Annotated in this window: 11 protein-coding genes; 7 read left to right on the forward strand and 4 right to left on the reverse strand. The window is 60.0% G+C overall.

The features are described 5' to 3' along the window. The first annotated feature begins 390 nt into the window (after nt 1-390). The 4 genes from LOY43_RS26925 (at nt 391) to ilvD (ending at nt 5,762) form a co-directional block, all read left to right on the forward strand. Entirely contained in the window at nt 391-1,464 is a 1,074-nt protein-coding gene (locus LOY43_RS26925) for a SagB family peptide dehydrogenase (RefSeq protein WP_258709948.1), read from the forward strand. Continuing rightward, nucleotides 1,461-2,438 carry a diiron oxygenase gene (locus tag LOY43_RS26930; protein WP_258708947.1) on the forward strand — a complete coding sequence of 326 codons (978 nt, stop codon included), beginning with the start codon at nt 1,461-1,463 and terminating at the stop codon, nt 2,436-2,438. Before LOY43_RS26925 ends, LOY43_RS26930 begins: the two co-directional genes overlap by 4 nt. Further along, on the forward strand, nt 2,431-3,663 hold the full coding sequence (locus LOY43_RS26935) for a multidrug effflux MFS transporter (protein ID WP_093429810.1): 1,233 nt from the start codon (nt 2,431-2,433) through the stop codon (nt 3,661-3,663). The genes LOY43_RS26930 and LOY43_RS26935 overlap by 8 nt, the downstream gene beginning before the upstream one ends. 257 nt (nt 3,664-3,920) lie before the next feature. Further along, nucleotides 3,921-5,762 (forward strand): dihydroxy-acid dehydratase, encoded by a 1,842-nt coding sequence (gene ilvD, locus LOY43_RS26940; RefSeq protein WP_095049439.1) that lies wholly within the window; start codon nt 3,921-3,923, stop codon nt 5,760-5,762. A gap of 206 nt (nt 5,763-5,968) precedes the next feature. On the opposite strand, the gene LOY43_RS26945 is transcribed toward ilvD, so the two are convergent. Next, entirely contained in the window at nt 5,969-7,030 is a 1,062-nt protein-coding gene (locus LOY43_RS26945) for a phosphorylcholine phosphatase (RefSeq protein WP_093429808.1), read from the reverse strand. Between the two features lie 242 nt (nt 7,031-7,272). On the opposite strand from LOY43_RS26945, the gene LOY43_RS26950 reads away from it, so the two are divergent. Next, the gene (locus LOY43_RS26950) at nt 7,273-8,664 is read left to right on the forward strand and encodes an L-cystine transporter (RefSeq protein ID WP_095049438.1); all 1,392 of its coding nucleotides are present in this window, start codon (nt 7,273-7,275) and stop codon (nt 8,662-8,664) included. A 114-nt stretch (nt 8,665-8,778) separates the two neighbouring features. On the opposite strand, the gene LOY43_RS26955 is transcribed toward LOY43_RS26950, so the two are convergent. Further along, nucleotides 8,779-9,291 (reverse strand): dihydrofolate reductase, encoded by a 513-nt coding sequence (locus tag LOY43_RS26955; RefSeq protein ID WP_095049502.1) that lies wholly within the window; start codon nt 9,289-9,291, stop codon nt 8,779-8,781. Nucleotides 9,292-9,376: 85 nt separating this feature from the next. Here LOY43_RS26955 and LOY43_RS26960 point away from each other — a divergent pair, with 85 nt between their 5' ends. Together LOY43_RS26960 and LOY43_RS26965 are read left to right on the forward strand one after the other, a co-directional pair. Continuing rightward, a complete protein-coding gene (locus tag LOY43_RS26960; RefSeq protein ID WP_258708948.1) occupies nt 9,377-10,756 on the forward strand; it encodes a DUF2868 domain-containing protein in 1,380 nt (459 codons plus the stop codon). Then, nucleotides 10,749-12,134, forward strand: a complete 1,386-nt coding sequence (locus LOY43_RS26965) for a GTPase/DUF3482 domain-containing protein (protein ID WP_095049436.1) — start codon at nt 10,749-10,751, stop codon at nt 12,132-12,134. Before LOY43_RS26960 ends, LOY43_RS26965 begins: the two co-directional genes overlap by 8 nt. 160 nt (nt 12,135-12,294) lie before the next feature. On the opposite strand, the gene LOY43_RS26970 is transcribed toward LOY43_RS26965, so the two are convergent. Beyond that, nucleotides 12,295-12,855 (reverse strand): phosphonate degradation HD-domain oxygenase, encoded by a 561-nt coding sequence (locus LOY43_RS26970; RefSeq protein ID WP_095049435.1) that lies wholly within the window; start codon nt 12,853-12,855, stop codon nt 12,295-12,297. After that, complete coding sequence (locus LOY43_RS26975) at nt 12,855-13,988, reverse strand: TIGR03364 family FAD-dependent oxidoreductase (RefSeq protein WP_258708949.1); 1,134 nt, start codon at nt 13,986-13,988, stop codon at nt 12,855-12,857. The genes LOY43_RS26970 and LOY43_RS26975 overlap by 1 nt, the downstream gene beginning before the upstream one ends. Nucleotides 13,989-14,077: the final 89 nt, after the last annotated feature.

The following is a 14,077-nucleotide window of genomic DNA, read 5'->3' on the forward strand; positions in this document are numbered from 1 at the left end:
ATCGCCCTTCCCTTCGCTATCTCCCTGGACTTCCTACAATTATATTCCCGCAGACATGCAGGACATTTCCTTACGCCTTTTAATTACTGAAACTTACCCTACAAGTTTATTTCCAGCTAAAGATTGCTCCGACAAAATTACTGGAAATTTCCTACCTAATATCCCCTTGCCAATCATCCATTACAAACTATTATGAAGTTGTCACCACGAGGTGACTTCAACTATCAATGAACAAGGAGTTCACATCATGAAAAGTATTTCTCTGGAAAGTAAAAAAATCGCAAACCTGGCTTTTCTGGTTGCCCCTAAAGCCCGCTAAGTAAGTCAGGACGCTGGGGAGTGCCGGCAACCCAGCGTCCTTTTGACTTCTTCCAGAGTGAAACGATTAATATGCACATCAATCCTTACTTGTTTATATTGCCGCGCCCGACCGGACAAGTTGTATGGAATTACAAAAACCATACACAACACGAGCTTGACCTGAACTATGCAACTCGCCTTGCGCAACTAATCAACAACCCTCAACTGTTCGACGCGCACAACATAATAGACACACAACTATTGTGCGCAGACATTCTTACCGTTTCAAAAATAGACAATCCGCCATGGGGCTGGGATGAGCTGTCGAAGATTTATCACATCGGCACACAAAATATTCCCTGCGAACATACCCCACAGAATATTCACGAGTGGTCCAGGCAATATCTGGCGCACTGCAACGAAGTACTGGCCACCCCACAGCCTGCTACAGACCGCCCGACGCCAGCACCCGAACAGCGTATCGCCCTGCCTGCGCCGTGCGCTTTGAACAACGACAGTTTGGGAAATGTTCTGCTCCAGCGCAAAACCTGCCGTTCCTATACAGGTGCAGCGATAACGCTGAAGGACGTCGGCACCCTGCTTTACCTTTCCCTCGGTTATCTCCATGAACGAGACAATGATCGCGACGACAGCATCGCCCAAGGACTAAGCGCACGGCGAAGCAGTCCTTCCGCGGGGGGCCTGAACGCTTGCGAAGGCTTCCTCCTGGTGCAGAACGTCGATGGCCTGGAACCGGGCATCTATGCCTATCATCCGGCCGACCACACCCTGAGCCGGATCAATCCGCTGCCTCAACCAGCGCTGGGCCAATTGCTCGGCGGTCAGCACTTCATCAACAACCTGCCGCTGGGATTGTTCATCACCGCCCGTTTTGACCGGCTCTGGTGGAAGTACGAACACTCGCGGGCCTATCGCATGGCCTTCGTTGAAGCGGGCCACTTGTCGCAAACCTTTCAACTGGTCGCCACGGCACTGGGTCTCAACACCTGGCTGACCGGCGCATTTGCCGACCAGCAGGTCGAAGCACTGCTCAATCTCGAGGGCAGCGCTGAACAACCGCTGTTCTTTGTTGGCTGTGGACAAAGCGACGGGCAAGTGATGTGCCACGAAATGCGCGAGCTGTTGCGCGAGGGACAGGCATGACCCTGTCGATGGCCGACCCTGATCAAGCGCCGGTGTCCTGGGCGCTCAAATTTACCTTGGGAGACTGGGAAAGCCGGGCCTCGGTGCGCAGCAGTACCCATGACTATCAATTGCCCGACGATGTGCCGCTGCAACTGCAAACCCGCCACTGGTTCCCGCCGGCATTTCTGCCTTATCTGGCACATCCGGCCATCCAAGCGGCGGGGTGCGACGTACAGCATCGACTGGCAGCCAACCATCTGGTGCATTTTCTCGATTACACCACCTTGCTTGAACACCGCATCGTCAATCGTGCAGTGGAAGTCATCGTGCACCGGGAACTGCCCCTTTACGTGCCTCTGCCGATGAAGCACGCCGCGCTGCAGCTCTACACCGACGAGGGTTATCACGCGCTGTTCTCCAATCGTCTCGCCGAACAGATCGCCGCGTTCTACGGGTTCACCGGACGTCCGACGATTCCGAAGCGTATCAGCCGCCTCAACGCACTGATCGCCCGCACCCCGGAAAACAATCGGCCACTGGCATGGTTTCTGCTCGGCTTCGTCTCGGAAACCATCATTGCCCGCGAGCTGCTGGACGTCTGCCGCGACAGCCTGGTGTCCAGCGTCAACGACATGCTGCGCGACCACCTGACTGACGAAGCCCGCCACAGCCGCTACTTCAGCGAGGTGTTCCATTATTTCTGGCTGTCGATGAACAGCCGCCAGCGTGCGTTTGTGAGCCGGACACTGCTGGAGATCATCGGGATTTTTTTCGAGGCCGACGAACGTTGGCTGCAACAGAGCCTGCGAGGGGCAGGCATCGCCGACAGTGACGTGAAACAAATCGTCGGCGGCATGGCAACGGTGCAAGCCAACCGGGCCCGTGCACGATCAGGCGCCATCGCAACGCTGGACGCACTACGCAAGGCCGGTTTTTTCGCACTTCCCCAGAACCAGAAACTTTTCGCCAAGGCAGGACTGATCGATGGATAAAGGACAATCCGTGGCAACCACAAGGCAGCGCCGCGCCGCTGTCAGCCTATTGCTGGCCATGGTGCTGCTGGGTGTGTTTCCACTGGACGTGCTGCTGCCCTCCTTCCCGGCAATGGCGACGCACTTTCTCCGTTCACCGGCAGACATCGCACTGTCCATCAGCCTGTTCGCCGTGGGGATCGCGTTTGCCCAGCTCTTGATCGGCCCCCTCTCGGACGTGATCGGGCGCAAGGGCCTGTTACTCGCCGGCATGAGCGTATCGATGCTGGGTGCGTTCGGTTGCGTGATGACCTCCGATTACACGCTATTCCTGGTATTTCGGGTGATGCAGGCCTTGGGCTGTGGATGTTTCGTGCTGTCGCAGGCACTGGTGCAGGATCTGTTCGAAGGTGAAGAGCGCGACCGGTTACGGATCCTGATGGTCACGGCGACCGGGATATTCATTTCGGTATCGCCGCTGGCCGGGACTTTTCTCCAGGCGACACTTGGTTGGCGCGGCAGCTTCTGGGTCTTTTGCGCACTGTCCGCCATGGTGCTGATCAAGGCCTGGCTGTTTTTACCGAGCAGCCGTCCGGCCTCAGGTGGTTCGCCGACCGGCTTCTTTCAATCCTACCGACGCGTGTTGGGCGACTTCGAGTTTGTCGGCTACTGGCTGATTTCGGCGTTTGCCTTCGCCTGCCACTTCTCGTTCATCGTGATTTCGCCGCTGATTTTCATGGACCAACTGCAACTCGCGCCTTACGACTTTTCGCTGATCCTGCTGGTTTACGGTGCGGCGTATGTTGTCGGCGGGATCATCGCCGCGGTACTCAATCGACGCATCACGCCGGTTCAGCAAATCTTCACCGGGCTGAGCCTGATACTGCTGTCGGGACTGGCAATGCTGTACCTGGCAGCCAATCATGTGTTGGCACCGGCCACGGTGTTGATCCCGATGCTGATTTGCACCGCTGGCACCACCATTGCCCGCCCCGCCGCTACCTCTCGGGCCATGGGCCTGTTTCCTGAAAACGCCGGCACATCGGCCTCGGCGGGCAGTACGATCATCTTTATTTGTGGCGGCCTGATCAGCGCATTGATCAGCCTCAGTCCGGCCAATCTGCAATTGACGCTGGGCTACAGCTTTGTCCTGCTGAGCGCGATCGCGCTGGTGCTCAACAACCGGCTCAGCCGTCGCGCGAAAAACCTTGAAGGCAACGTCATGGCGCAGACCGGCGGTGATTAAACCCGCCAGTCGTCATCCCATACACGCCGTCTGCACTGGAACAACGCTTTGCGCCATTCCCTCCAGACGCCAGCGGTGTAGAATCGGCTGATTCATCGCCATTCATCCCCCGGCGGGTTTATGAGCTCAGGCTGAGACCAGCGGCGATCCCGCAACGTCATCGGCAACTTCACGAACACACGGCCATTTCTGAGTGTTCCAGACGTCAATAGAAGCTCACTCCCCTTTGATACCTGATTAGCCGCCCGGAGTGCTCCATGCCAGATTACCGCTCGAAAACATCCACCCACGGCCGCAACATGGCCGGTGCCCGCGCACTGTGGCGCGCCACGGGGATGAAAGATGACGACTTCAAAAAGCCGATCATCGCCATTGCCAACTCATTTACCCAGTTCGTACCGGGCCACGTGCACCTGAAGGACCTCGGTCAACTGGTCGCCCGTGAAATCGAACGCGCCGGTGGCGTGGCCAAGGAATTCAACACCATCGCCGTGGATGACGGCATCGCCATGGGCCACGACGGCATGCTGTATTCGCTGCCGAGTCGCGAAATCATCGCCGACTCCGTCGAGTACATGGTCAACGCCCACTGCGCCGACGCCATCGTCTGCATCTCCAACTGCGACAAGATCACCCCGGGCATGCTGATGGCTGCCTTGCGCCTGAACATTCCGGTGATCTTCGTTTCCGGCGGCCCGATGGAAGCCGGCAAGACCAAACTCGCTTCCCACGGCCTCGACCTTGTCGATGCCATGGTGATCGCCGCCGACGCCAGCGCTTCTGACGAGAAAGTCGCTGAGTACGAGCGCAGCGCCTGTCCGACCTGCGGTTCGTGCTCCGGCATGTTCACCGCCAACTCGATGAACTGCCTGACCGAAGCACTGGGTCTGGCATTGCCCGGCAACGGTTCGACCCTCGCCACCCACAGCGACCGCGAACAACTGTTCCTGCAGGCCGGCCGCACCATCGTCGAGCTGTGCAAACGCTACTACGGCGAGAACGATGAGTCGGTATTGCCGCGCAACATCGCCAACTTCAAGGCGTTCGAGAACGCGATGATGCTCGACATCGCCATGGGCGGTTCGACCAATACCATCCTGCACTTGCTCGCTGCCGCTCAGGAAGCCGAGATCGATTTCGACCTGCGCGACATCGACCGTCTCTCGCGCAGCGTTCCGCAACTGTGCAAAGTGGCGCCGAACATCCAGAAGTACCACATGGAAGACGTGCACCGCGCTGGCGGTATCTTCAGCATCCTCGGTTCGCTGGCCCGTGGTGGTCTGCTGCACACCGACCTGCCGACTGTGCACAGCCGCAGCATGGAAGAAGCCATCGCCAAGTGGGACATCACCCAGACCGACGATGAAGCCGTGCACCACTTCTTCAAGGCCGGCCCTGCCGGTATTCCGACACAGACGGCGTTCAGCCAGTCGACCCGTTGGGAAACCCTCGATGACGACCGTGAGAACGGCTGCATCCGCAGCTTCGAGCACGCCTATTCGCAAGAAGGTGGCCTGGCCGTGCTGTACGGCAACATCGCCCTCGACGGCTGTGTGGTGAAAACTGCCGGTGTCGATGAGTCGATCCACGTCTTCGAAGGCAACGCGAAGATCTTTGAAAGCCAGGACAGCGCCGTACGCGGCATCCTCGCGGACGAAGTGAAGGCAGGCGACATCGTCATCATTCGCTACGAAGGCCCGAAAGGCGGCCCGGGCATGCAGGAAATGCTCTACCCGACGTCGTACCTGAAATCCAAAGGCCTGGGCAAAGCCTGCGCACTGCTCACCGACGGTCGTTTCTCCGGCGGCACGTCGGGTCTGTCCATCGGCCACGCTTCGCCAGAAGCAGCAGCCGGCGGCGCGATCGGCCTGGTACAGGACGGCGACAAGGTGCTGATCGACATTCCGAACCGCTCGATCAACCTGTTGGTCAGCGACGAAGAACTGGCTGCACGCCGCGCCGAGCAGGACAAGAAAGGCTGGAAACCGGTCGAGATCCGTCCACGCAAAGTGACCACCGCTCTCAAGGCCTACGCCCTGCTGGCGACCAGTGCCGACAAGGGTGCTGTGCGTAACAAAGCGATGCTCGACGGGCTGTAAGCGTCAAATCGCGGCAACAAAAATGCCCCGCCAAGTGCGGGGCATTTTTTGATCGTTCCCACGCTCTGCGTGGGAATGTCTCAAGGGACGCGGAGCGTCCAGTGACGCGGAGCGTCACGGGCTGCATTCCCACGCAGAGCATGGGAACGATCAACTAACACTACGCTTTCGCGAGCAGGCTCGCTCCCACATTGGATCGGTGTGGCTTACTGAATCTCTTCTGGCTTAACGATCACCCAGTTCTTGTCCGCCGTCACCGGCAACCCTTCTTTCGCCTGCGCCGCCGCATGCTTGGCCATCATGCCGTTGATTTGCGTCATGTACTTGTCCTTGCGGTTGACCCACAAGTGAATCCCGCCCTTGGCCACATCGACATCGTGAAACAGCATGTAACCGTCGCTGGTCGGCGTATCGCCACCGACCAATACCGGTTTTTTCCACTCGTCGATGTAAGTGAGGATCGCCGCGTGCTTGCCGGCCATCCACGTTGCCGGGGTCCACAGATACGGGGTCAGTTCGAGGCCAAGGTTGGCCTTCTCGTCATATTTGCCGGCGGTGATCTGCTTGCGTGCAGTGGTCAGTTCGTTGGTCTCGCGGTTCTTCAGCAGGGTGGTCACGCCGATGACGTTTTGCGGTTTGACGTTGTAGCCATACTTCGGATCCGCCGCGACCATGCGCACCAGCTCTTCAGAGGCGGCGGTCATCACGTAGACCTCAATGCCGTTCTCCATCAGCTTGTTGTACAGCTCTTGCTGGCCGGTGAAGATCTTCGGCGGATTGACGTCGAGTTTCTTGACCACATCGCCTTCGTAATAAGTCGCTGGCACCGGCTTGCCCGAAGCCATCAGCTCATCGACGTAGCCTTTGAGTTCCTTGAGGGTGAAACCGGAGAACACCTGCGCCACCCACGGGTAGCAGACCATGTCGTCGACTTCGCAGAGGCGGTAGTAGTAACTGAACAGGCTTTCCTTGTGGTCGGCGGTGTCCTTGAACGGCATCAGTTTCAGGGAAGGGTCGAGTTTGTCGCGGGTGATCAGGCCCTTGTTTTCCATGAACGGCAGCAACGACTCTTCGAGATCGTAGCGGTAACTGGTGTTGTCCATGTCGAACACCGCGTAGTTACCTTTGTTGGCATTGGCGGCGATCATCGCATCCAGCGCTTTGGCCTGATCGGCCGGCCAGTGTTTCAGGTCGGTGGCGAACGCCTGAGTGGCCAGACCCATGCCCACAGCCAGTGCGACAGCCAGAAATTTCGGTGCGAACTTCATAAGCCTCTTCTCCCTGATTCAAAGAAATCGACGCTAACAAATATGTGTGACAGTACTCGTCTGTCAGCGACCGCCCGCGTCCCTGTTTGCGCCAGATGCATTGCCGAGAGCGACACGGGCTTATTCCAAAAACGACGGACGCCCTAAGATTTCGGTATTAAATCATTGCAAATCAAGCTGTTAGGCTTGCCGGTTCGCAGCAGCCCCGGAAGGCTGTTGGCACAGTCTTTCCTGGAGATCTCATGAATCTACCGTTGATTCTCAACCTGCTGGTGTTCCTCGCCCTGCTCTTCGGTCTGGCGCAAACCCGCCACACCACGTGGAGTCTGGCGAAAAAAGTCCTGCTCGCACTGGTGCTCGGCGTGGCGTTCGGCGTAGCTCTGCACACCGTTTACGGTGCCGGTAACCCGGTGCTGAAAGCGTCGATCGGCTGGTTCGATCTGGTCGGCAACGGCTACGTGCAGTTGCTGCAAATGATCGTCATCCCGCTGGTGTTCGCCTCGATCCTCAGCGCCGTGGCGCGTCTGCACAACGCCTCGTCGCTGGGCAAGATCAGCTTCCTGACCATCGGTACCCTGCTGTTCACCACCGCGATTGCGGCGCTGATCGGCATCGGCCTGACCAACCTGTTCGGCCTTACCGCTGAAGGTCTGGTCGCTGGCACTCAGGAAATGGCCCGTCTGCAAACCATTCAGACCGACTACGCCGGCAAGGTCGCCGACCTGAATGTGCCGCAACTGCTGCTGTCGTTCATCCCGCAAAACCCGTTTGCCGACCTGGCGCGGGCCAAGCCGACCTCGATCATCAGCGTGGTGATTTTCGCCGCGTTCCTCGGGGTCGCAGCGCTGCAACTGCTCAAGGATGACGTCGAGAAAGGTCAGAAAGTGATCAATGCCATCGACACCCTGCAAGCCTGGGTGATGCGTCTGGTGCGTCTGGTGATGAAACTGACCCCGTACGGCGTGCTGGCGCTGATGACCAAAGTGGTCGCCGGTTCCAACCTGCAAGACATCATCAAACTCGGCAGTTTCGTCGTAGTCTCGTACCTCGGTCTGGGCCTGATGTTTGTCGTGCACGGTTTGCTGGTATCGGCGGCCGGGATCAACCCGCTGCGTTTCTTCCGCAAGATCTGGCCGGTGCTGACGTTCGCGTTCACCAGCCGCTCCAGCGCGGCGAGCATTCCGCTGAGCATTGAAGCGCAGACCCGGCGTCTGGGGATTCCGCAATCGGTGGCGAGTTTTGCCGCATCGTTCGGTGCGACGATTGGCCAAAACGGCTGCGCCGGTCTGTACCCGGCGATGTTGGCGGTGATGGTTGCGCCGACCGTTGGCATCAACCCGCTGGATCCGCTGTGGATCGCGACGCTGGTGGCGATTGTAACGTTGAGTTCGGCGGGTGTGGCCGGTGTGGGTGGCGGCGCGACGTTCGCGGCGCTGATCGTGCTGCCGGCGATGGGCTTGCCGGTTTCGCTGGTGGCGTTGCTGATTTCGGTTGAGCCACTGATTGATATGGGCCGCACGGCGCTGAACGTGAGTGGTTCGATTACCGCTGGGGCGATTACCAGTCAGGTGATGCAGCAGACCGATAAAGAACTGCTGGATGCTGATGAGCATGCGGAGCTAGCTCAGGCCTGATTAGCGCCTGAAGGACCGCTATCGCTGGCAAGCCAGCTCCCACAATGTTTTGTGGTGAACACAGATTTTGTGAACACCTCAAGACCTGTGGGAGCTGGCTTGCCAGCGATGCTTTTAAGCCTTTTCCCAGACTTCGAAGTTGTATGCGGGTTTATCTTCAACCGCCGGGTTTTCAACGTTCGACACCAGTTTCCACTGGTTCAAATCAAACTCCGGAAACCACGCATCACCCTCCGGGCTCAACGCCACGCGAGTCAGATACAGACGATCCGCCTGCGCCAGCCCTTGCGCATACAACTGCGCACCACCGATCAGCATCAGCTCATCGACGCCCTGCTCCTTCGCCCATTCTTCGGCGCGAACCACGGCCGCTTCCAGCGACGGATAAACTTCCGCACCTTCGAGCACCAGATTGGCCTGACGGCTGACCACGATGTTCAAGCGCCCCGGCAGTGGCCTGCCGAGCGAATCCCAGGTCTTGCGACCCATGATGATCGGCTTGCCCAAGGTCGTAGCCTTGAAGTATTTGAAGTCCCCCGGCAGGTGCCAGGGCATGCTGTTGTCGACGCCGATCACGCGGTTTTCACCGAGGGCTGCGATCAGGCTGAGGGGGAGTGATTTAGTCATGCCGGCGAGGATACCAGAGCCGCGCTTACCCCGATAAGCGCCACAGCGGTTATGCTCAGCGCTCATTTAAGCGACGGGACGCCGCGTGACTGAACTGACTCCACTGCAAAACCTCTGGCTGACCGAGACCGTGCGCCTGCGCGAAGAACACGCAGGCCCCTTGGAAGATCTGGAAGCCAACCGACTGGCGCGCACGGCCGGCGGCGATCTGCCGAGCCGCATTCAACGCCGGGCTTTATGGCTGGCCGAGCGTGACGGGCTGACGGCAGCCCTCAAACACTGGCTGCAAGGCGCGCGTCTGGCGCTGGTGCTAATGGCGCTACTGGCCTGCGTCACTGGCGCAGGCATGGCATTTTCTGCGCTCGGCGACGGCACACGAGCGGTCAATATTTTCTGGGCGCTGGGCACCTTGCTCGGGGTCAATCTGATCCTCCTGCTGAGCTGGGCGCTGGGTCTGCTTTTCGCTGGCGAACACGGAGCAGCGCTCGGCCGCCTGTGGCTGTGGCTCAGCGAAAAATTTGCCCGGGACGCCAAGGCCGCGCAGTTACCCCCCGCATTACTGGTCTTGCTGCAACGCCACAAACTCAATCGCTGGGCGATTGGCACGCTGGTCAATGGCCTGTGGCTGCTGATCATGTTCAGCGCGCTAAGCATGCTGATATTGATGATGGCCACTCGGCAATATGACTTCATCTGGGAAAGCACGCTGCTGGGCGCAGACTTCTTCGCGGCACTGACTGATGCGTTGACGGTCATTCCCCATGCGCTGGGCTGGAGTGCGCCGAGCGTGGACATGATTCGCGTGACGCTGGACACCGATTACAACCGCGTCCTGGTTCGCCAGATGTGGGCGATATGGCTGGTCGGCGCGGTGCTGATCTATGGCGTGCTACCCCGTCTGCTGCTGATGCTGTTCTGCCGTTGGCGCTGGAAGCGTGGTCGGGATCGCTTGCGTCTGGACTTGAACCTGCCCGGCTACGCGCAACTGCGCGAACGTCTGATGCCAACCAGCGAACGCCTCGGCGTCAACGATCCGGAGCCGGCACAATTGCACCGCGTCGAAAGCGCCGTCGGCGAATTCGCCAGTGAAGGCGCATTGCTGGTGGCCATCGAACTTGACGAACAACGCCCATGGCCGCCCGCGCTGCCAAAGAATGTCAGCAACGCCGGCATCCTCGACAGCCGCGAATCACGCCACAAACTCCTCGATCAACTCAGCCGTTTTCCACCGGCACGTCTGGCGATTGCCTGCGACCCACGGCGCTCGCCGGATCGCGGCAGCCTCGCCTTGATCGCTGAACTAGCGCGCAGCGCGGGCGAGACTCGCGTGTGGCTGCTGCAAGCGCCGCCGGGCGAAGCACTGGATGCCGAGCGCCTCGGCGACTGGCACACCGCGCTGCAACAGCTGGATCTGCCGTTTGCCGATTGCGCGCCGTTGAACTGGCTGGAGAGTGGCCATGACTGATGCCTGGAAAGCGCCGCTGAAACTCGCGGTGGTCGGCCACACCAACGTCGGCAAAACCTCGCTGCTACGCACGCTGACCCGCGATGTCGGCTTCGGCGAAGTCTCCCATCGCCCGAGCACCACGCGGCATGTCGAAGGTGCGCGGTTGTCGGTGGACGGCGAGCCGTTACTCGACCTCTACGACACGCCTGGCCTGGAAGATGCGATCGCTCTGCTGGATTTTCTCGAACGACTGGAGCGGCCCGGCGAACGCCTCGATGGCCCGGCGCGGCTGGCGCGGTTTCTCGACGGCAGCGAAGCGCGCCAGCGTTTCGAGCAGGAGGCGAAAGTGCTACGGCAACTGCTTGCTTCCGACGCCGGTTTGTATGTGATCGACGCCCGCGAACCGGTGTTGGCCAAGTATCGCGATGAGCTGGAAGTACTCGCCAGTTGCGGCAAACCGCTGCTGCCGGTACTGAATTTTGTCAGCAGCGCCAACCATCGCGAGCCGGATTGGCGTGAGGCTTTGGCGCGGCTCGGACTGCATGCGCTTGTGCGTTTCGACAGTGTGGCGCCGCCGGAGGATGGCGAGCGACGGCTGTACGAAAGTCTCGCGTTGTTGCTGGAGAATGCTCGGCCACAATTGGAGCGGTTGATTGCCGATCAGCAGGCTCAGCGCCTTGCCCGTCAGCAAAGTGCGGCGCGATTGATTGCTGAATTGTTGATCGACTGCGCCGCGTGTCGGCGCAGTGTGGTCAGTGAAGCCGAGCAGGAACAGCAGGCGATCAGTGAACTGCGCAAAGCTGTGCGCCAGCGTGAGCAGAAGTGTGTTGAGGCGCTGCTCAAGCTGTATGCGTTCCGCCCGCAAGATGCGGCGGCGAGTGATTTGCCGCTGCTGGATGGACGTTGGGGCGATGATTTGTTCAACCCTGAGACCTTAAAGCAACTCGGCGTGCGCGTGGGTGGCGGCATTGCTGCCGGTGCGGCGGCGGGGGCTGGCGTGGATTTGCTGGTTGGCGGGATTACCCTCGGCGCTGCGGCGTTGGCTGGGGCGATTGCCGGTGGTGCGCTGCAGACGGCGCGTAGTTATGGCAGTCGCTTGCTGGGCAAGATCAAAGGGCAGCGTGAGCTGACGGTGGATGACGGGGTGTTGCGGCTGCTGGCGTTGCGTCAGCGGCAGTTGGTGTTGGCGCTGGATCAGCGTGGGCATGCGGCGATGGACAGCATTCAGGTGGCAACACCGCAGGACAAGACCTGGCGCGAGGGCAAGTTGCCGGAGGCATTGAGCAAGGCGCGGGCGCATCCGCAGTGGTCGTCGCTCAATCCGCAGGCGAAATTGAATCAAGCGGAAAGGCAGGAGCAGATTGAGGCGTTGGTGGGGAAGGTGCTTGAGCTGTAGACGCCGACCCTCACCCCAGCCCTCTCCCAGAGGGAAAGGGAGCTGACCGTGTTGTTCTTCCGTCATACGTCGACCTGAGATATCCAGTCGAACTCAGGTTTGAAAGGCATGAAAATCGGCTCCCTCTCCCTCCGGGAGAGGGCTGGGGTGAGGGCGACAATCACACAGTAGACAACAATCTCGCAGCCTTACGCTTCAAAACCCCAAGATCCATCACCGGCACCGCCATCTCCTTGGCCAGCTCATCCCACTGGCGCATCCGCAGACTGACCGCACACAACGGATCCCGCGCAAACTCATCAGCCTCAGCCTCCGTCATCACCCCGCCCTGATACGCCAGCGTCCGCCGACTCGCCTCACTCAGCCGATCAAAATACCCCGGCTCACGCAACGTCAGATACCGCTTGGCCTGCACGTGATATTCCACCAGCCGCGCCATGCGCTCGCTGAACCCGGCCTCACGCAAATAGTCCGCACCCAGCCGTTCATGACTGACCACGCCATACCCGCCCATGTTTTCCGCGCCCTCGGCACACAGGTGGCCGATGTCATGGAAGAACGCCGCCAGCACCACTTCGTCATCGAAGCCTTCGGCCATCGCCAACTCAGCGGCCTGGGACATGTGCTCGATCTGCGACACCGGCTCGCCGATGTAATCGCTAGTGCCATAGCGTTCATACAAGCCGAACACCCGGGCGACGACTTGCTCGTGACCTGTCATCAATCTTCCTCCAGCAACTGCGCGATATTGCGCTCCGCCAACGCCGGGCCGACGCTCATGCCGACGCCGGTGTGCATCAGCGCCACACTCAACCCGGGTGCCGGGCGCAGGAACGAGAACGGCCCCGGCCCCCGGGAACCATAGACGCCCTGCCAGCGCTCGACCACTTGCACCTTGCAGCCCAGCGTCTGCTCGGCCAGTTCGAGCATCCAGTTGTCCACTTGCTCGGCGTTGAACGGGGAAGGATCGCTGCCGTAATGGTGCGAGTCGCCGATGATCAGCTCGCCGTACGGCGTCGGGCTGATCAGCAGGTGAATACCGTTGTCGTGCAGGTGCGGTTGCTCATGGAGGATTTGCGCCTGCACCGCCGCCGCTTCCGGCAGATCGGCGAAGGCGCCGTAATGCACGCAGCTGAGGCCGGTGAGCAAGGCGTGTTGCAGATTCAGTTCGGTCTGCGGTTTGGCGCGGAGCATTTGCAGGCGGCAGATTTGCGGGTCGAGTGCGGCAATCGGCTCGGCCAGCAAAGTCTGATAATCGTGGCCGGAGCAGACGATAATCTGCTTCGCCGTGAAGCTGCCGACGGTGCTGTGCAGACGCCCCGGTTCGACGTCGCGCACCAGCGTGGAGAAATGAAACTCCACACCAAGGTCGCGGCGCAGATAATCGATCAGTGCCGGAATCGCTTCGCGCGAATACAGCTGTTGATCGTCCATGCCGTGCAAAGCGGCACGGTGGTGGCTGAACTGACCGTGATACAGATCGCGCAAGGCAGCGCCGCGCAGCAACTGAATGTTGTAACCGTGTTCCACGGCGCGACCGTTGCAGAAGGCTTCGAGCAGATGTTCTTCGGCTTCAGTGCGGGCGAGCAGATAGGAACCGTTGCGCTTGATTTGCAAACCGGCGAGCTGCGCCCAGCCACCCCATATTTCGCGACTGGCTTTGGCCAGCTCGAGCATTGGGCCCGGCGGTTGGCCGGTGACCAAGGCTTGGCCGAAGTTGCGCACCGAGGCGCCCAGCGGCGTGGCGGTGCGTTCGAAGACGGCGACCTTGAGACCGCGTTTGGCGGCGGCGTAGGCGTGGGACAGGCCCAGAATGCCGGCGCCGACGATCAGCAAGTCTTGTTGTTGTGTCATGAAGCTACCTCAATGATCGTTCCCACGCTCTGCGTGGGAATGCAGCCAAGGACGCTCTGCGTCCATAGTGACGCGGAGCGTCACGGGAT

This window comes from Pseudomonas sp. B21-041 (genome assembly GCF_024748675.1).
GTDB classification, from domain to species: domain Bacteria; phylum Pseudomonadota; class Gammaproteobacteria; order Pseudomonadales; family Pseudomonadaceae; genus Aquipseudomonas; species Aquipseudomonas neuropathica.

Excerpts from the sequence above, each read along its gene's own strand:
- LOY43_RS26925 (WP_258709948.1), top strand. The coding sequence starts at position 391 with ATGCACATCAATCCTTACTTGTTTATATTGCCGCGCCCGACCGGACAA.
- LOY43_RS26930 (WP_258708947.1), top strand. The coding sequence starts at position 1,461 with ATGACCCTGTCGATGGCCGACCCTGATCAAGCGCCGGTGTCCTGGGCG.
- LOY43_RS26935 (WP_093429810.1), top strand. The coding sequence starts at position 2,431 with ATGGATAAAGGACAATCCGTGGCAACCACAAGGCAGCGCCGCGCCGCT.
- ilvD (WP_095049439.1), top strand. The coding sequence starts at position 3,921 with ATGCCAGATTACCGCTCGAAAACATCCACCCACGGCCGCAACATGGCC.
- LOY43_RS26945 (WP_093429808.1), bottom strand. The coding sequence starts at position 7,030 with ATGAAGTTCGCACCGAAATTTCTGGCTGTCGCACTGGCTGTGGGCATG.
- LOY43_RS26950 (WP_095049438.1), top strand. The coding sequence starts at position 7,273 with ATGAATCTACCGTTGATTCTCAACCTGCTGGTGTTCCTCGCCCTGCTC.
- LOY43_RS26955 (WP_095049502.1), bottom strand. The coding sequence starts at position 9,291 with ATGACTAAATCACTCCCCCTCAGCCTGATCGCAGCCCTCGGTGAAAAC.
- LOY43_RS26965 (WP_095049436.1), top strand. The coding sequence starts at position 10,749 with ATGACTGATGCCTGGAAAGCGCCGCTGAAACTCGCGGTGGTCGGCCAC.
- LOY43_RS26970 (WP_095049435.1), bottom strand. The coding sequence starts at position 12,855 with ATGACAGGTCACGAGCAAGTCGTCGCCCGGGTGTTCGGCTTGTATGAA.
- LOY43_RS26975 (WP_258708949.1), bottom strand. The coding sequence starts at position 13,988 with ATGACACAACAACAAGACTTGCTGATCGTCGGCGCCGGCATTCTGGGC.